11 protein-coding genes are annotated in these 20,062 nt (G+C 34.9%); 1 reads left to right on the top strand and 10 read right to left on the bottom strand.

Translation table 11 applies throughout. The features are described from left to right. Positions 1–140: 140 nt before the first annotated feature. Positions 141–920 carry a non-homologous end joining protein Ku gene (gene ku / locus ACWA1F_RS19280; RefSeq protein ID WP_306155953.1) on the top strand — a complete coding sequence of 260 codons (780 nt, stop codon included), beginning with the start codon at positions 141–143 and terminating at the stop codon, positions 918–920. Here ku and ligD read toward each other — a convergent pair. The 10 genes from ligD to ACWA1F_RS19330 form a co-directional block, all read right to left on the bottom strand. Next, positions 917–3,493, bottom strand: coding sequence for a DNA ligase D (gene ligD, locus ACWA1F_RS19285; RefSeq protein ID WP_456896050.1), 2,577 nt, complete (start codon positions 3,491–3,493; stop codon positions 917–919). The genes ku and ligD overlap by 4 nt on opposite strands. Before the next feature lie 15 nt (positions 3,494–3,508). Next, positions 3,509–3,961, bottom strand: coding sequence for a hypothetical protein (locus tag ACWA1F_RS19290; RefSeq protein WP_456896052.1), 453 nt, complete (start codon positions 3,959–3,961; stop codon positions 3,509–3,511). Between the two features lie 423 nt (positions 3,962–4,384). Continuing rightward, positions 4,385–5,875, bottom strand: coding sequence for an aminotransferase-like domain-containing protein (locus ACWA1F_RS19295; protein WP_456896054.1), 1,491 nt, complete (start codon positions 5,873–5,875; stop codon positions 4,385–4,387). Positions 5,876–6,203: 328 nt separating this feature from the next. Continuing rightward, on the bottom strand, positions 6,204–7,475 hold the full coding sequence (locus tag ACWA1F_RS19300; protein WP_456896056.1) for an acyltransferase family protein: 1,272 nt from the start codon (positions 7,473–7,475) through the stop codon (positions 6,204–6,206). A 68-nt stretch (positions 7,476–7,543) separates the two neighbouring features. Continuing rightward, complete coding sequence (locus ACWA1F_RS19305; RefSeq protein WP_456896058.1) at positions 7,544–10,537, bottom strand: glycoside hydrolase family 3 N-terminal domain-containing protein; 2,994 nt, start codon at positions 10,535–10,537, stop codon at positions 7,544–7,546. Between the two features lie 60 nt (positions 10,538–10,597). Further along, the gene (locus ACWA1F_RS19310) at positions 10,598–12,106 is read right to left on the bottom strand and encodes a sodium:solute symporter (RefSeq protein ID WP_456896060.1); all 1,509 of its coding nucleotides are present in this window, start codon (positions 12,104–12,106) and stop codon (positions 10,598–10,600) included. Positions 12,107–12,353: 247 nt separating this feature from the next. Next, entirely contained in the window at positions 12,354–13,181 is an 828-nt protein-coding gene (gene murQ / locus ACWA1F_RS19315) for an N-acetylmuramic acid 6-phosphate etherase (protein ID WP_456896062.1), read from the bottom strand. A gap of 298 nt (positions 13,182–13,479) precedes the next feature. After that, positions 13,480–14,682: an exo-beta-N-acetylmuramidase NamZ family protein gene (locus ACWA1F_RS19320; protein WP_456896064.1), complete on the bottom strand. Its 1,203-nt coding sequence runs from the start codon at positions 14,680–14,682 to the stop codon at positions 13,480–13,482. A gap of 257 nt (positions 14,683–14,939) precedes the next feature. Then, entirely contained in the window at positions 14,940–16,673 is a 1,734-nt protein-coding gene (locus tag ACWA1F_RS19325; RefSeq protein ID WP_456896066.1) for a RagB/SusD family nutrient uptake outer membrane protein, read from the bottom strand. A 33-nt stretch (positions 16,674–16,706) separates the two neighbouring features. Next, complete coding sequence (locus ACWA1F_RS19330) at positions 16,707–19,991, bottom strand: SusC/RagA family TonB-linked outer membrane protein (RefSeq protein WP_456896068.1); 3,285 nt, start codon at positions 19,989–19,991, stop codon at positions 16,707–16,709. Positions 19,992–20,062: the final 71 nt, after the last annotated feature.

Genomic DNA, 20,062 nt, shown 5'->3' on the forward strand with positions numbered 1-20,062 from the left:
TTGTAGGGTCATAATTCATAACTCACAACTCATAATTCATAACTCTTTTTCCTCATAACTTTATAAAACAAATCTTTGATTTTGTAAGACTTACGTTTTTTATATGGACTAAATTAGAGTTCAATTTAAAAACAAAAGCCATGAGATCAATTTGGACAGGTTCGGTAAGTTTTGGATTAATTAATATTCCGATAAAAATGTTTTCGGCAGTGCAGGAAAGCAGTTTGGATATGGATATGCTTGACGCGAAAGATCATGCCAACATCAAGTTTAAGCGTGTTAATGAAGACACGGGTAAAGAGGTTGATTTTGGAAATATAGTAAAAGGATACAAACTAGATGATAAATATGTCATTTTAGAAGATTCTGATTTTGAAGCTGCCGACGCGATTAAAACCAAAACAATTGATATTGAAAGTTTTGCTTTCGAAAAAGAAATCCAAAGTATTTACTACGAACAGCCGTATTATCTCGAACCAGACAAAGGCGCGATGAATGCGTACGGATTGCTCCGCGATGCGCTCGAAGCTTCTGGAAAAGTTGGCGTTACGAAATTTGTACTGCGAAACAAAGAAAGTTTGGCGATTTTAAAACCATACAAAAATGTGATTGTTTTAAATCGAATTCGATTTGAACAAGAAATTCGAAGTACAGATGAATTAAAGCTTCCGCCAATGTCTAAAAAGGCAACAAAAGAAATGGATATGGCCGAAAAACTAATCGACCAACTGACAGAGAAATTTGATATTTCGGGTTATAAAGACGAATATACCGCTAAGCTTTTAGATATCATTAAAAAGAAAGCCAAAGGAAAACCGCAAAAGGCAGCTCCAAAACTAAAAGTCGTACACAAACAAAGCGACGATTTAATGTCGATGCTAAAAGCAAGTTTAGAGACCAAAAAGAAAAAATCGTCTTAACTGTTCTGGCTTGCTTCTAGTTTATGAATAATCTTTTTAATATTGGCGCCTTTGGATAAAACAGGTTTCCATAAATCGCCTTTTTTCTCAAATCGCTGCAAAACATTTTTAATAGTAAATTGTGACGGATGCAGTTTTTCATTGACTTCGCTCCACTCTAAAGGCGTTGAAACTGTAGCGCCTGGTTTTGGGCGAACAGAATAAGGCGCCGCCAAAGTTTGTCCCCTTCTGTTTTGCAAAAAGTCAATGTACAATTTATTGTTTCTTTTTTTGATGCTTCGATCTACCGAAGTAATATCCGGAAGTCTCGATTGCACTTCTTTTGCAATCAATTCACCTAAGATTTTTATAGAATCGTAATCGTATTGTGCCCCAAGCGGAATGTAGATATGAAGTCCAGAAGCGCCCGAAGTTTTGCACAAACATTCGGTTTCCAATTCGTCTAAAACTTCTTTTACGACCAACGCGGTTTGAACAACTTGTTTAAAATCATCTTTTGCAGGATCTAAATCAATTACGAGCCAATCTGGATTCTGAATATGTTTAATGGTAGAATTCCACGGATTTATTTCGATACAGCCTAAATTAGCCATATAAAGCAATGTTTCTTTATTGTTGCAAATCAGATAATCGATATCGGCATTGTTTGATTCTGAGAAGATTTTTTTGGTTTTCAACCATTTCGGAATTTTATCGACATCAACATCTTTCTGATAAAAACTTGGTCCGTCAATTCCGTTGGGGAAACGATTCATCGATTCCGGACGGTCTTTTAAATATGGAAGAATGAGTTCTGCAACTTCGTCATAATATTGAACAATTTCGCCTTTTGTGATTTTATCTTTCGGAAAATAAACTTTATTCTGATTGGTAAGATGTAAAACCGTTTTTCCGACTTTCAAATCGAAATCATTTTCTGTTTTAATCGGGGCTTTATTTTCTTTTGTAACTGTCATTTCTTCTTGGTTTAGTTTTGCTGTAGTTTCATTTTTAAAAGACAAAAGCACTTCTTCTGCTTTTTTGTCTACTCGTATTCCGAGATAAACGGGATGTCGCAAATGCTGATCCTGTGTCCATTCTGAAAATTTAACTTGACAGACGACTTTTGGTTTTACCCACTGAATTTTGTCACGTATCGGAATTTTCGCGTCAAGCGGAGATGCATCAATAAAAAGAGGTTTCAATTTGGCGTGTAAATCTTTCAGTGTGTTTTCTGTAAAGCCGGTGCCACATTTGCCAATATATTGCAGTTTTTTGCCATCATATTGTCCAAGAAGAATCGCGCCAAAATATTTTCTCGAATTTTTAGGTTCGGTAATGCCAATGATAATGGCTTCTTCTTCGTTTGCTGTTTTTATTTTCAGCCAATTGTTACTTCTTCGATTTACGGTGTAGTTACTGTCGGCTCTTTTGGCAATTATGCCTTCGGTTTTATTTTTAGCTGCTTTTTCAAATTGTTTAATTCCGTCGCCGACTGTATGTTCCGAATAGAAAACATTCGAAAAGGAATATTTATTAAAGAGAATTTTAAGCAATTCTTTTCGTTCCAAAAGCGATAATTCGGTAATGAGATTTCCATCTAGATTCAATAAATCAAAAACATAATATTTCAGATTGCCAATTCCAGTTTTCATGTAGTTTTGAAGCAGTTGAAATTCTGCTTTTCCAGCCTCATTTTCGACCACAATTTCGCCATCCAGAACCACATTATGATCTATTTTTTTTAGCTCTTCGGCAATAGGTTTGAAATTAGTATTAAAAGAAATTTCATTTCTGCTGAATAAATCTACTTTCTGTTCATTAATAACAGCAATGGTTCTGTAACCATCGTATTTATTTTCAAAAATCCATTCATCATCATCAAAAGGTTCTTCGCGAACGCTGGCAAGCATCGGTTTTAGGAATGTTGCTTTTTCAGTTTCTGGATCAGACTTTTTTTTTACTGCTTTCTTTTGAGCTGTTTTCGGCGTGGTTTTTTCTTTGGTTTTTGAAGCCACTTTTTCAGCATTTTTCTCCAATTGTTCCAAACTTCTTTTAGAAATAACCGATTTGTTTTTTTCTAAAATATCAGTATCAGAAGCATATTTATCATCTTTCTTAATTAAAAGCCAGGCGTTTTCCTGTTTTCCATGAAGTTTGACTAACGAAAATTCGCCTTTTAGTTTTTTGCCTTTTAGAATAAAACTCAAACGGCCTTTTGCCAAATCACTTAATAATTGTTTTTCGTCTGAAGCTGTTTTTTCATCAGAAGTATACGTTCCGTTATCCCAAACAATCACATTTCCTGCGCCGTAATTGCCCTCTGGAATTGTACCTTCAAAATCTTTATAGCTATAAGGGTGATCTTCGACCATCATGGCTAGGCGTTTTACTTCTGGATCCATTGACGGACCTTTTGGTACAGCCCAGCTTTTTAGAACCCCATCCATTTCCAGTCTAAAATCATAATGAAGATGAGACGCAGCATGTTTCTGCACCACGAAAATCAATTCGCTTGCCGATTTTTCGATTTTTCCTTTCGGTTCGCGCGTTTGTTTAAAATCTCTTTTCTCGTTGTATTTAGACAGTGACATAAGCTTTTGTGAGTATTAAAAGATTAGCGGAATAGCGTATAGAGCCGTTGCGACAACACCAAAAATAATATGGGCAAAGAACAGCTGAATATAATAACCTTTAAAATCAATGGGGGGTTGATGATCGGTCATTTTGAATATAACTATCCAGCTGAGTATTCCAATTACACCACTGACAGCACCTAAAATAAGTGCACTTAGTGGCGAAATTGGCAATATGTCCTTTACCCATACTATGTGATATCCCATAACAAATAGAAAACCAATAATGTAATGTATCAGCCATGCCCAAGTATCTTGTGCTTTTTTAGAAAGGCTGATATTTGTTTTTTGCAGAGCATAACTCAATAAAACAGGCTCTTTATACAATTCTCTAAAGCTTTTCGACACTGCGTAACTAAACCAAGTCATTGCCGATGTCGCCCCAATTGCAACTAGAATTAACTGTATAAGTAAATATAAAATCATAAGCCCTTTTTTGTTTGAATGAAACTCTATTTCAAAGTTACTTTCAAAAAGGCTTTTTTTGTTATAGGATTAAAAAGTGTAATTATATAATTATCAGTAAAATATGACTCTTTTGGGTTTTGGTTTGAAAAATAGCTTAGAATGATTTTAACACAATCCTATTCAACCATAGCCCAAGGTTTCAACCTTGGGTACACATATAGGAAACCACATTGCGTACCCAAGGTTGAAACCTTGGGCTATGTTTTTATATTCAAGCTGTAAAAATGTGATGATTTTGCTTCGTTTTTCTATCTGTATTTAAATAAGCTTAGCGCCTATTTTGTTTACAATATTTTATAAACAATTTATTCAACATAGCCCAAGGTTTTAACCTTGGGTACTCAATTTTGGCCTCTATGCTCCGTGTTTAAAAAATAAGAATCATTTCGCTAAAACAATCTCCAAACATTCATCCAAAATAGCCACCGCTTTTTCCATTTCTTCTTTTTCCAAATGTCCAAATCCCAAGCGGGTCGCAGTAAGATTTTTAGTTTGATACAAAATAGTTTTTGGCAGAAACAAACCATGATTAGAACATTCCTTCTGAAATTGTATCAGATTAAAATGATCCAGCCATTCGACCCAAATAGCCAAACCTCGCTGCGGAACCTTAAATTTGATTTTGCCATTTAATTTTTCATTTAAAAGAGCAACAAAATGATCACGGCGTTCTTTGTAGATTTTTTTATTTTTTTTAGAAAGGCGGTGCACTTCTCCTTCCGTAATCCATTCCGTTAAAACTTGTTCTTTGAGCACATCGATTCTCGGTTCAAGAATATTTTGATGTTTTTCAAGTTCTTTTATAAATTCCGCTGGAGCGGCAACAAAACCATAACTAAATCCTGAAGGAAGCGATCTTCCGAAAGAACCAATATAAACCACTTTTTGATTGGAATCGAAAGCAGCGAGAGGTAAAACAGGATTGTTATCATAATGAAAATCAAAATCGTAATCGTCTTCCAGAATCACAAAACCGTATTGATTGGCCAATTCAAGAACTTCGATTCTTTTTTTCGCGCTAAGCGAAATAGTCGTCGGATAATGATAATTGGAAGTTAAATACAAAACCCGAATTTTTGATGTTTCGCAGATTTCTTTCAAACGTTTCGTGTCGATTCCGTCATCATTTACAGGAATAGAAATAATCTGTGCTCCTGTATTCGTCAGCGTCATATTAGACATATAATAGCCTGGAGAAGCAACAACCACTTTATCATTTGGGGCAATAAGGACTTTGGTAACCAGATACAAAGCAATTTCGTGACTGCTTGCGGTAAGCAGATTTGAAGTCGAAATACGAATACCGCGGGTAAGATTGAGATAATTGGAAAAGTGAGTTTTAAAATTCGAATGCGAACGCATTTCTATCTGTTCGTAGGTTTTAGACGTTTTTCTTCTTTTTAATTTCGAAACATACAATCTTGCCAAAACATCCGTTTGCACCAATCTTAAATCGGGCATTCCGTCATTAAATTGATACGGAAGATTGCTAATTTCTATCGGATTTTCTAGAATGGTCGAACGCTGAAAACTAAAACCGATATTATCTTTGGATATATTTTGCTCTTTCGAAATCGTAAATTCTGCTGCGTTTTTTTGTTTTTGCTGCGAAAGGACAAAAGTTCCCTTATTCGGAAGAGTTTCAATCCAGCCCTGAGATTCTAAATCTTGAAAAGCTTTGATTAAAGTATTTCGGTTTACAGAAAGGACTTTGCATAAAATTCGTGTGCCGGGAAGTTTGGTGCCTTCAGGAAGAAAGCCCGTTTGTATGGCTTTGATAAACTCAAAAACCAACTGCAGATATATTGCAGTGCTTTCTTCTGGTTTAAGCTGAATAAAGCTTTTAAAAGGAATTTCAACCGGACTATCCATAATTTAAAATCTGATACTTTGATTAGTACGGCAAGATACTACTTTTCTTAAAATTTTTAGAAAAGAAAAGCAGTTCTATTATACAAGCATCAGAAAACATAACTAACAAACAATTACGTTAGTCCGGCTGAAACTATTTTTTTCTCAGAAATACATTCCGTAGGAATGTTTCATTGGTAGAACAATTTGGAATTGTGGTTATACGTTCCGTTAGGAACGTTTGATTAATATAATGTTGCTCCATATCAATAAAATCAGGTGTTCCTACAGAACACCATGAAAAAAACATATATTTTATACCGATGAGATATTCCTACGGAATATTAGATTAGACTTTAAAAATCAGTTTCTTTTTATAGAAAATCCATAAAATAAACGACCAGAAAACCGCATAAGACAAAGCATAAGCCAGCGAAGCATTCATCGGATTTTCAAAACAAGGCACAATTGCATGATCATAAATATAAGCCTGAAGTCCAATTTCTTCTCCAGCAGTTTCAGGATTGGCTACTTTTATCGAACTTAAAACTCTCGGAATTATTCCAGAAAAGAAAAACACAATCATCGGATTTACACCCCAAATCAAGAATAATTTCGTCCATTTTTTATGACCTTTAATATCGATTATGTAGTATAAAAGCGTTAAGCAAATTGTCGCAATTCCAGCGGTATATAAAACATAAGAACTTGTCCAAAGCGATTTGTTGATCGGGAAGAAGATGTTCCAAATTAAACCGCCAATTACTAACGCAACTCCTGTTATAGCCGTCTTTTTTACGATTTCGATTTTAGTAATCGATAAGTTTAAAAGCTGTCCGATATACATTCCTAAAATTCCAGTTCCAATTGCTGGCAGCGTGCTCAAGATTCCTTCTGGATCCCAAGTTTTAGACGATGCCCATAAATGACCGTTTAAAAAAGTATCATCTACCCAAGCTGCCAGATTGGTTCCTTTGTCGAAATTGGCAGGACCAAATCCTGGAACGGGAACAAAAGCCATTAAAAGCCAATATCCGATTAAAAGTGTCGCTAAAACTAAAAGCTGTGTTTTTAAATTGGTCTTTAAATACAAAATTGAAGTAAAGAAATACACAATGGCAATTCGCTGTAGAACTCCAGGAATTCTTGTGTCTTCAAAATGTTCTAATCCGCTAAATGAAAGTCCAATTAGTATTATAAAGATTCCTACTGCAAGAATAGTTTTCACTTTCATAGTGAAGTTTCCTAAGAGCGCGTAAGCCACTGCAAAAGCAATTACTAATCTCACTCCTAATAACGGAATTCCTTCTAAACCAAATAAATGGATTCTGCTGAAAACACTTAAAAATAATCCTAAACAGAAAATTCGAAGGGAACGGACTAAGATTTTATTGAAAACGCTTCCGTCAAAATGTTTTACAGGCATTGCAAACGGAATCGCTGTTCCCATTATAAAAACAAAAAACGGGAAAACTAAGTCAGTAGGCGTACAGCCATGCCATTCAGCATGTTCTAAAGGCGGATAAATAGATGACCAGCTTCCCGGATTATTGACGATTGTCATCAAGAAAATGGTAAATCCTCTAAAGACATCGAGTGAGGTTAAACGTTCTTTTGTCATGGGTTAGATATTTTAGATTTCTGATTTTAGATTTCTGATTTCTGATTTTGGAATTTAAAATTTGGAATTTATTTCATTATTGCATCTTGAATTATTTGTTGAATTTCTTCTCTTATTTTTCCTTTTGCTAATTTATTTTCGTCGTTAACTACTTCAGGATATGTTCTGTTGGATAGAAAAACATATACAATTTCGGTTTCTGGATCTGCCCAAGCCATGTTTCCTGTAAAACCGGTGTGTCCGAAACTTGCTTCAGAAACACAGTCGCAAGTTGGCCCGCCTTTGTGAACTCTTTTATCAAATCCTAAACCTCTTAGAACTCCTTCGTTTTTGTAATAGCAAGTGTTGAAAGCATCAAAAGTTTGCGGGGAAAAATATTGAATTCCGCCGTAATTTCCTTTCTGTAAAAATAGCTGCATCATTTTGGCAACATCCATACTGTTCGAAAAAATTCCGGCATGTCCTGCAACCCCGCCTTCCATCGCGGCTGCCATGTCGTGCACGTAACCTTGAATTACTTGATGTCTGAAATAATTATCAATTTCAGTTGGCGCAATACTGCTTTTGTCAAATCGGTCCAGCGGATTGTAAAGCGTATTGGTCATTCCTAATGTGCTGTAGAAGTTTTCTTTGCTCAAATCTTCGAGCTTTTTATGCATTTTTCTTTCTAAATACTCTTTTAAAATGATAAAAGTAAAATCGCTGTATTTGTATTCTTTTTTTGGAGAAACAGGACTTTCAGCAATGATTTTCATAATCGTGTCGTGATAGTCATTTCGAATATAAAGATTCTCGGCAACTTTAGTGGTAAAACCTGGACCTGCTATTTTTCTATAATATTTTTCAGAAGGCTGATTATTGATGTCTAATGTGGCTTTGTAAAACGGAATCCAAGCTTGAAGTCCTGCGTAATGGTTTAATAAATCTTTGAAAGTGATGTTTTCTTTATTGGTCTTGGCAAAAAACGGCACCATGTCTTTTAGTTTGGTGTCTAGCGTAACTTTTTCTTTATCATACAATTGCATCACATTTGGAAGTGTCGAAATCATTTTTGAAATCGAAGCCACATCGTACAAATCAGAATCAGTTACTTTTTTTCCATTATCATACGTTTGTGCTCCGTACGATTTCTGAAAAATTACGTTCCCTTTTCTCGCTACCAAAACCTGCATTCCTGGAGCCATTTTTCCGTCAATTGCTTTTTGTGCCACAGCATCTATTTTAGATAAAATGGCAGGATTCATTCCCGCATTTTCTGGAGCTGTAAAAGCAAGTCGGTTTAGTTTTTCGGTCGTTAAACCATCATTTACATGAAAGGAATCATTAATTGAAACAGGCAGTTTTCCTTTGGCTTCAATGGCTCCAAAAAGCAATTCTGCAGAAACCACTTGACTAATATCTAAGTTTTGATATGAAACGACTAATCCTTCAATATCATCAAAATCTTTGATAGATAATAGCGAATACGGTTTTGCAAAAATGTCTAAAATTACGTCGTTGTGTTTTGCAATTTCTTTCAGCCAAAGCATTTCGGTTAAAGTAAATTCTTGTTTTTCCCAAGCTTTATTTACTTTATGATAACTGATAATAACCTTGTCAAATTTTCTCAATTCCTTATTTAAACTGTCCAGATTGGTGTCTTTAACTTCTGTAATATTGGTATATTTTTTTAAAGTCGAAACAAAAGTGCTGTTGGTATCTTCGCCCAATTTGATGTACGCAATTTTTTCGCTTAAATCTTTTATCGGAAGAATCTCTTTTTCATTTTTTAAAACGGTAATGGCATTTTCATACAATTTATAATGCAGCGCATCATTTTGCGTCGGATTCAAATCTTCATACAAATTATTCAAATCAATCGGTTTGTATTTGTTTAAGCCCGCTTTGTATTTGAAATGCAATATTTTTTTAACTGAATGTGCTAATCTTTCTTCAGTAATTACATTTTCGTTGTAAGCCACTTCCAGTTTTTGGAAAGCTACAGGCACATTTTCTGGACAAAGTAAAATATCATTTCCAGCCAAAAGAACGGCAATTTCCAAATCGCCAGGGCCTTTAAAATTGGCAGCGCCTTTCATCGCTAAACCGTCTGTAAAAATCAATCCGTTGAAACCTAATTCTTTTTGTAGCAAATTCGTCACCACATTATAAGAAGCAGAAGAAGGACAATTTGGCTGTGATTCTAAACTAGGAATATTAAGATGCGCGACCATTACAGAAGCTAAACCTTCGTCAAATAATTTTTTGTATGGATATAATTCGACTAAATCCATTCTTTCTTTAGTGAAATTAACTGTTGGCAAGGCATGATGCGAATCGGTTGAAGTGTCGCCATGGCCTGGAAAATGTTTTCCTGTACAGAAAACGCCATTGCCTTGAATTCCTTTCATTAAGGCTAAAGCTTTTTCGGTTACATTTACTTTATCTTCACCAAAAGAACGGTTTCCAATAATCGGGTTTTTAGGATTTGTATTAATATCCAAAACAGGCGCAAAGTTAAAATGAACGCCGATTCTTTTGTTTTCGGTAGCCATATTTCTTCCCACTTTTTCAATTAAACTCAAATCCTGTATCGCGCCCAAAGTCATATTCCAAGGATAACGATAAGTGGAGTCTAAACGCATGGCTAATCCCCATTCGGCATCGATTCCGATCATCAAAGGCACTTTTGCTTTAGACTGATATAAATTGGTCAATTTTGCTTGGCGAACGGGCCCGCCTTGAAAGAAAATAACGTTTCCTATTTTATAATCTTCAATCAGTTTGCTAATCTGATTAACGTGTACCGAATCTTTGTTCGAATAGGCGGAAACCATAAACAGCTGGCCAATTTTTTCCTGCACTGTCATTTTGTTGTAAATGCTGTCAACCCAAGCGGTTTCTTTATCAGAATCTTTAAAGAAAGTTTTTTTCTCGGCACTATTTTTTTGAACATAAACAACGGTGTCTTTTACAGGAAGATCCTTTTTAGCATCGGTTACGGTATTTTTTTTAGAAGCACAATTGGTTATTAAAAATATAAAAGTGGCGTATAAACTGATTTTTAGGAATGAATTTTTCATATAATTATTTTTTAAAATCAATTTGAATTTAAGTAAGAAATCCAAATTGATTCCACTGTATTAGAAGCTTATTTTTTCGCTCGTTTTAGAGCTTGTCAGATATAATCCTAGATACGTTATTAATCCGTTTAGCACGATTAATTCATTATCAAAAACATATCCTGCAAATAAAAGTTTCGAATTTTCATTAATTAAATAAGTGAAAAATGGAGACAATAAACAGATTATCGGCACTAGTTTGTCATTTACATTTCTTGATTTTTGGAACAAACCAAAAGCGTATAATCCTAATAACGGACCATAAGTATACGAAGCGACTTTGAAAATCATGCCGACAACAGAACTGTCGTTTATTGCATTAAAAATCAAAATGATAAAAAACACCAAAATAGAGAAACTGATGTGTACTAAATGTCTAATCTTCACGGTGTTTTTCTTATGGCTGTTTTCTGCTTTGTCCATTCCTAAAAAGTCAACGCAGAAAGAAGTGGTCAAAGCTGTTAAAGCTGAATCTGTCGTAGCAAAAGTCGCCGCAATAATTCCCAATAAAAAAACAATTGCAGGAACAAGCGCCAAGTGATTTAAAGCAATTTCTGGAAATAACAAATCGGTTCTTGGTTTTCCTGTTACTAAATCTGTTGGAACAGCGATTCCGTTTTTGTTGGCGTAGATGTACAACAACGCACCAACGCTCAAAAAGAAAATATTGATGATGACAAAAATTCCTGTAAAAGTGAACATGTTTTTTTGTGCTTCGCCAATGTTTTTACAGCTCAAGTTTTTTTGCATTAAATCCTGATCCAGACCTGTCATAGCGATAGTTACAAACATTCCGCCTAAAATTTGTTTAACGAAATGAAACTTACTTCCCATAAAATCATCGAAGAAAAATATCTTAGAATAATTACTGTTTTTTACTTCTTCAAAAGCGGTGATGGCGCTTAAATCCATTCGGTCGCAGATGAAGTAAATCGTTAAGAAAACAGAAGTCACCAAAAAGAAAGTCTGTAAAGTATCAGTAATAATAATCGTTTTTAATCCGCCTCTGTAGGTATAAGAGAAAATTAATAGTAAAGAAATCATAACCGTAAAAGCAAACGGAATATTATAAAAGTCAAACACAAAACGCTGTAAAACAATGACAACCAAATAAAGTCTAAACGCCGAGCTGATCGTTCGGCTGATTAAGAAAATAGATGCAGCTGTTTTATAGCTAAAAACGCCCATTCTCTGTTCGATATAACCATAAATAGAAGTCAGATTCATTCTATAATACAAAGGCAATAATAATTTGGTTATGACGATAAAACCTAATGCATTACCCAAAACAAACTGAAAATATTTGAATTGCTCTCCGCTGGCAGCGCCAACTTCTCCAGGAACCGAAATGAAAGTCACACCAGAAAGCGCTGTTCCAATCATTCCGAAAGCAACTAAATACCATTTTGAATTTTTATTGGCTGTAAAGAATGCTTCGTTTCCGCTGTCTTTCTTGCTGACTCTGTGCGAGATATAAAATAAGGTTCCGAAATAAATTATAATTAATAGAAGAATGGTACTTGGTGTCATTTTATAATTTGGTAGTTTTTTGGTTTTTTATAAATTATCTAAATCTGTTTGGTTTAATTGTTTTCAACACATAGAAACATAGATCATACAAATTTAAAAAGGCGTTTCACTAATTTAAATGCACATAGTTTTTTTAATTGACCTGACGGATTTTACTCTGTCAGGTCGGTGTTAAAAACTCCAAAAAATGAATTTATCCAGCTTTTGAATTTGTATAAATCTATAAAAGATTTTGATAATGTGGTTTTTAGTTTTCCTGATTTTTGCTGTGCGCCATTAAAACAGCTCTCACGCTTTTGTGTTTATGCAATAATTCTTCGGCTAGATCATGCTCAATTTCCAATTCTTCCATAATCATTTTGATAGCGCGTTTTACTAATTTTTCATTAGACAATTGCATATCAACCATTTTGTTGCCTTTTACTTTTCCAAGTTTGATCATTACCGAAGTAGAAATCATATTCAAAGTCAATTTTTGAGCCGTTCCTGCTTTCATTCTCGTACTTCCTGTTAAGAATTCAGGACCTACAATTAGTTCGATAGGATAATCAGCTTCTTGTGCAATAAGTCCGTTGCTGATGCAAGAAATACTTCCTGTTTTGATGTTGTGTTCTTTTGCTTTTTTAAGAGCTCCCAAAACGTAAGGCGTGTTTCCAGAAGCTGCAATTCCGATGATCATATCTAAGCTCGAAATTTCAAATTTGGCTAAATCTTTCCAAGCTTGTTCGGTATCATCTTCTGCATTTTCAACTGCTTTTCTAATCGCAGTGTCGCCACCTGCAATAATTCCGATAATCATATCATGCGGAACGCCAAAAGTAGGCGGACATTCTGACGCATCTAAAATTCCGATTCTTCCAGAAGTTCCTGCTCCGATATAAAATAATCTTCCGCCCAATTGCATTTTTTTTACAATGGCTTTAACTAGTTTTTCTATTTTAGGAATCTGTTCTTCAATAATATGCGGAACTTTTTTGTCTTCTGTATTAATGTTGGTAAGAAGTTCTTTCACGCTCATTTGATCCAAGTCTTTGTACAAAGATTCTTGTTCAGTTTCAGGATTTTTATTTTTCATTTTTCTTTTTTTTGATTTTTGAAACTAAAATTTTTCAATTTCAGGATCTCTATTTTTACATTAATAGTTTGCTCTTTTTATCTAGAATGGAATTTAATTTTTAAACATAGAAACACAGTTTTTGATTTATATATAAAAGGTAACCAATCTTTAATAAGGAAAACCAAAGAGAAATACATTTCTGCTATAGCAATATATATGTGTGTGTTTATGCTAATGAAACGCTTTTTTGTAAGTCTATAAAATCTATGTTTCTATTGTTTAAAAAATTAAGTCTAAGGAAACTGAATTAGAAATATTATTTATAAATCAGATATTTTGTTCGCATTTTTTTGAAAACTTCAAGGTCTTTTTGCCATGTTTTTCTGATCTCACTTTCAGAAACACCGCTTTCAATTTGCTGCTGTAATTTTTTTGTTCCAGCCAGTTTGGTGAAAAATCCGTTAAAGAATTTTGTTTTGTCGCTGGTGTTTTGGTAGGCTTTAATCAGCCATTTCAGTTCTAGCTGTTTTAGTTTTGGATACGCTGTTAAGTCTTCGCCAAAACATTCTTTTCCGTTATATAAAGGATCTTTTGCTCCAAAATTAGGTTTCGGTGTAAAGCTGAAATTTGTTTTAGTTAAATAAGGCGAACCGTAAATTTGAAATTGCTTTTCGGTTCCGCGTCCCATACTTACGTTTGTTCCTTCAAAAAGGCATAAACTGGCATATAGATTTATCGATTGGTCGTTAGGCAAATTCGGAGACGGTTTTACCAATAAACTGTATGGCATTGTTCTTTTATAATCAACACAAGGAATTACGGTTAGTTTGCATTGAGCGCCATCTTTCAGCCATTTTTGTCCATTTACCATTTGTGCGTATTCGCCAATTGTCATTCCGTGAAGGAGTGGAATAGGGTGCATGCCCACAAAACTTGTAAATTCTTTTTCTAAAAGTGGTCCGTCTACAATAGCACCATTTGGATTTGGACGATCTAAAACAATAAGCGGAATGTTATTTTCTGCACAAGCTTCCATTACATAATGCAACGAAGAAATATAAGTGTAGAATCTCGCACCAACATCTTGAAGATCAAAAATCATAACATCAAGACCAGATAGCTGCGCTGGTTTTGGTTTTTTATTGTCGCCATAAAGCGAGATAATCGGCAAACCCGTTTTCGGATCTTTTCCGTCTACGATATGTTCTCCAGCATCAGCGGTTCCTCTAAATCCGTGTTCGGGAGCAAAAATGGTTTGAACTGCGATTTTTTTCTCCAAAAGAAAATCAACCACATGGGTTTTATTGGTTAAAATTCCAGTCTGGTTGGTTACGATTCCAACTTTTTTATTTTTTAAAAGAGGTAAATATTTTTCGTAATTATCGGCTCCGGTTTTTATTGCAGCGTAATTAATTTCTTCTGAACTATTGCTTTCCATTGATCGATTTACCGTCGAATAGGACGGTGCAGAAAATAGAAAGGCTGCAACAAAAGCGCTTTTTGCTATAAATTTTATCATTTTAAATACAGTTTATTAGTTAAGACAAAATGGACTAATAAAATTACTATTTTATCGGAGTATATATGAATGTTTAAAGTAGATTGGGGAATCTAAAAAACTAAGATTTGAAAGCCTGAATTTTCAGGGCGAAATTTTATTGGGTCTTTTTTACCAGTCTCGTTTTGTTTAAAAAAGAGTATTTTAAAATACTGCCTCTAAAATTTCTCATTTCAGAGGCAGTTTATTATGGGGCAATTATCTGGTTTTTAAGTGTATTACCAGCCTGGATTTTGTTTTAATTCTACACCTTCTGCAGCGTATAAACTGATGTCATTTGTAGGTATAGCAGTTAAGTAATTTTTTGGAGAAACAAATGGTCTTGTAACACCTGCAGCATAAGGAATTACATATCCTTCTGCGTTTACTTTTGTTTTAGAATTAGTTCCTATCAAAGCAGGTATTTTAGCTCCTAAAGCAACATCAGGATTAGCATTTGTATCTAAGTAATCTCCTTTTTTCCAACGCATAAGATCTTCTTTTCTCATTGTAGTCCAGCTCATAAATTCGATTCTACGCTCACGACGAATTTCCCATATAATTGGATTAACAATTCCTGAAATTTGTTCTAATGCTGCTGTTCTTTGTGGATCATCTATTTGTACTCCGTTAACAGAAGCATTTGTACCATCCGTCGTCAAAGTAGCAATTCCTGCACGTGTACGAACTTTGTTAATAGATAAATTAAGATCTGCAGTAGTGATCGTTCCTAATTCTGCACAAGCTTCAGCATAATTTAAATACACTTCGCTTAGTGTGAAAACTGGAGCGTCAATTTGATTTTGGCCAATTGTTGAAACCTCCGTACCTGTTGTAGCAGGATTGTTGTATAACTGGAACACATAACCCGTAATAGAGGTCAAACCAGTATAAGGTTTATCAGAATAAGCATAATCTACATTGCTAAATGCTTTAGCAAATCGCGGATCTCTGTTGGCAAAAGTATTGGCAATAGTGTTATCTCCTAAATATTGAGTATTGCCCGCTTGTTTGATTGGCAATCCATTAGTCGTTACATAACTTTGTGCAGCAAATTTTGTCAATCCGTTTTGAACTGTAGAAGTATTGGTATAGGCTTGTACAGAATTTCCTAAAACACCTTTGATGTATCTCTTTGTCAAGATTACTTCAGCATTTCCTAATAATTCGACAGAATTATAAAGTGATTTCCAATCTGCGTTTAATTTGTACAAACTATTGTTCATTACTGCTAAAGAAGCGTCTTTTGCTTTCTGAAGATAAGCATTTCCATTCTGTCCACCATTGTATTTTCTGTAAGTACCTTCACTTAAACACACGCGGCTTAATAAGGCATAAGCAGTATATTTATTTACAGTAACATTGCTGTCATCAACGTTTAATAACATCGGAATTGCTTCTTCCAAATCTTTAATTACATTGTCTACCACTTCTGCTCTTGATAAAGCTGGTTTATATACGTTAGCATCACTTTGAGCTAAATATTCATCTGTATAAGGAACATCGCCAAACTGCTGTGCCAAACGGAAATAAGTATGCGCTCTAAAGAATTTAGCAACCCCTATGTAGTGATTTTTCTTTGCCTGATCCATTGGCACATTAGGTACTCTTGCTAGCATAAGATTACAACGGCGAATCAAAGTGTAGTATTCGTTCCAGTTTGCATTAGTTGCATTTGGAGCCGTTGGAAAGTTGGTAAAAACGTTATTAGCTAGATTGTCATCTATTAAACCTGTTCCTGAATGAAAATAGAAGTCAGCTGTAGTACCTGCATTATTTCCATAACCGTTAAAGGTATTATAGTTCAACCAAGAGAATGTTTTTACGTTATTTTCTGAAGTCCAGAAATTGTCATCTGTAAACACATCTTCAGGTGGAGTGTCCAAAAAATCTGAACAGCTAACTGTTACACTTGCAATAGCGAACAAGGCAACTGTTAGTTTTATCCTAGAGTTTGTTATATATTTTCTCATTTTGATTAATTTTTTAAATTTTAAATACCTTTTTTAGAAAGCAAGTTGAATACCAAATGATATCGTTTTAGAATAAGGGAAAGTTCTTCCCCATGCCGCTTCAGTTTCATTGATTTCAGGATCTACTGGCAATTTGCTGCTTTTCCAAGTTGCTAAGTTTAAGCCAGAAACGTACGGTCTAATTTTATCGATTCCGATTTTTTCGGTAATGCTTTTAGGAAAAGTATATCCAATCGTTACTGATTTTAAACGTAAATAAGACATGTCTAATAAATAACGTGACTGTGCCACAAAGTTGTTAGATCCAGGTGCATAAGTTCCAAAAGCATTTCCAGCATGGTTAGGATATGGATTAGGGAAATAAGCATCTGTGTTTTCTGGTGTCCAGTAATCATTCTGGTTTACATACATAGCATCTGTTCTATTGTAGAATGGCAATACTAAATCTGAAGTTGCCCAGTATTCACGTTTACCAACTCCTTGAAAGAAAGCATCAACGTCAAATCCGTATAAAGCACCTCCTAAACGAATTCCGTATTGGTAACGAGGAGTTGTATTACCAATAACTTTTAAATCTCCAGGTTTAAGAGCTGTTCCGTCTCCTCTTGAGATTACACCATCGCCATCTAAATCTTTATACATTACATCTCCAGCGCCAAATTTGAAAGCACCAGTTCTAATATTTTTATAATCAACACCATTTACGATTAATCCAGTTGCATCAATTTGGTCTGTAGTTTGAATCAAACGATCTGTTTCTAATCCCCAGATTTCGCCCAATTTTTGACCTGCGTAAAAAGATGTAGTTGAGATCAGTTTCGCAGAGTTGTTCCATTCTGTTACTTCAGTTGTATTGTCAGAAAGCGTTAAATCTGCATAAACGCTAATGTTTTGGTTGATTTGTTTGTTAAAGTTAAGCGCAAGCTCCCAACCTTTTGTTCTTAAATTTCCAGAGTTTGTATTGGCAGCAGCCTGACCAAATGAACCTGGAAGCGTTTTACCAGGAGCCAACATTCCTTTAGTATCTCTTTGATAATAATCAAAAGTCAATCCAAGCATATTAAAGATACGAATATCGATACCAATATCCTGAGTAGTTACTTTTTCCCAAGTTAAATTCGGATCAACGTTTGTTGGCTGATTTACAGTTGGAGGAACAGTTGAACCGCTTCCTATCCAATATGGGTTAGGATTAGTAGTAACGTTAGTCATAACTGGTAAAAAGGCATTGTTAGCAATATTCTGATTTCCGATTGAACCAACAGATCCTCTAATTTTCAAATCATTTAACCAGCTTTTTGTACCTTCCATGAAAGCTTCTTCCGAAATTCTGTATCCAACAGAAGCAGAAGGGAAGAATCCCCATTGCTCATTTGTAGGGAATTTAGACGAACCGTCATAACGTCCGTTTACCTCCAAAAGATATTTTCCTTTGTAGTCATAATTCACACGTGCAAAGAATCCGGCAATGGCATATCTTGATAAACCTGGGTTTAAGATATCATTAGCCACAAGAGGTGCAGTAAATTGATCACCAATAGCTAGATTAAACTCTGGTTTGTTTTTATCCAAAAGTGTATTTCTACGCGCATAGGTTCTTTCTTGATCGTACCACTCTGTGTTTAAACCTCCTAATGCTTTAAAGTTGTGGTTTTCACCCAAAGTTTTAGTATAATTTGCATAAATATTGGCTACATTTCTAGTGTAAGATGTTTTAGCTTGCGCAACAAAATCATTTCCAACTTCCATAGAGGTAGGTTTTCCTGCAACTAAGTCAGCAGCACTTGTCCACCAGTCCCAAAGCGGCACTTGTCCACCATTCATTTTAAGACTAGAAAAATTATTATTTATACTATATTCTCCAATAAGATTAAAGTCTTTTGTAATTTGAGCCGTAAGTTTTCCGCTTATCCTCATATCATTTGACTTATTCTCATTTTGAGATGCGTTTGCCATATAACCTGGCGCATGTCTGAAATAAGTGCCATTGTAAGTACCATAAGGGAAATAAGAACCCCAACGCATGTAGTATCCAAAATATCCATTTCCAGCCGTATCAACACCATTGTTATAGTAGTTAAAAGGAGAATTATATTCTTGAAAAGTTCCCAATACTTTAAAATCTCCGGTAAGCCAGCTTGTTAATTGAGTAGTCATACCCATATTAAGGCTGAATCTTTGATTGGTTTCGGTATTAATTTTCATTACACCATCTTGATTAGCAAGGCCTAACGAAACAATAAACGAACTTTTTTCTCCCAAAGAACCTTGCGCCGATAAATTATGAAGCGTTTGTATAGCATTCTTTTTTAGCATTTCAGCGTGCGGATCCCAGATTCTGTAAAAATATTCTCTACCGCCAATTACGTCAAAATCCTCTCCTAAAATCATATTTTTATCATTAGGATTTCTTGTTGCAGCATATTTTTCTTTCCAGTTAATGATACCTGGCAATAATGTTTTGTAGTTCATACCAAAAGACTCTGGATTGGCATTACCCGCTCTAGCTTGTGCCTCGATCATGGCAGGAAGCTCTACTGTAGGATCATTAAATTGAATCAAAGAAATTGGGTTGCTAATACCAGTATTTACGCTATAAGCAAATCGTACTTTGCCTTTTGCGTTTTTACCGCTTTTAGTGGTAACTAATATAACTCCAAATGCAGCACGTGCACCATAAATAGAAGCAGAAGCTGCATCTTTAAGTACAGACATCGATTCAACATCTTCTGCATTTAATAAAGAAAGATCTCCTGGAACACCGTCAACTAAAATAAGTGGCGATCCTGAAACCTCTCCGTTTACAATAGTTCCGGCTCCACGAATATTTATTTTGGATTGTTTACCGATACTACCTGAATTATAAGTAATATTAAGTCCTGGAGTAGTTCCCTGAAGACCTTTTGTAATATCTGTAACAGGAATACTTCCTAAAGCTTTTTTTACATCAACTTTAGCAACTGCACCAGTAAGATTTGCTTTCTTTTGCGAAGAGAATCCCACGACAACTACTTCATCTAACTTTGCAGCGCTTTCTGCCATGTCAACGTTGATTTTCTGTTGTCCTTCAACTTTCACTACCGCAGTTTCAAAACCCATGTAGCTAAAACTAAGGCTTCGTCCAGGAGCAACACTAATGCTGTAGTTTCCATCAAAATCTGTAGTTGTGCCATTTGATGTTCCTTGAATAAGGACACTAACTCCGGGAAGAGGAAAGCCATCCTTCTTGTTTTTTACTGTTCCAGTAACCGTTTTTGCTTGTCCAAATATTGTTTGAATGCACAAAAACAACACTGAAATAAAGAGTAATTTTTTCATGATTAATCTGGTTTTTTATGGTTGTTGTTGAGCAAATATATTTAATTATTGCATACAAATGCGTTATTTTG

The sequence above is a fragment of the Flavobacterium erigeronis genome (assembly GCF_054075165.1).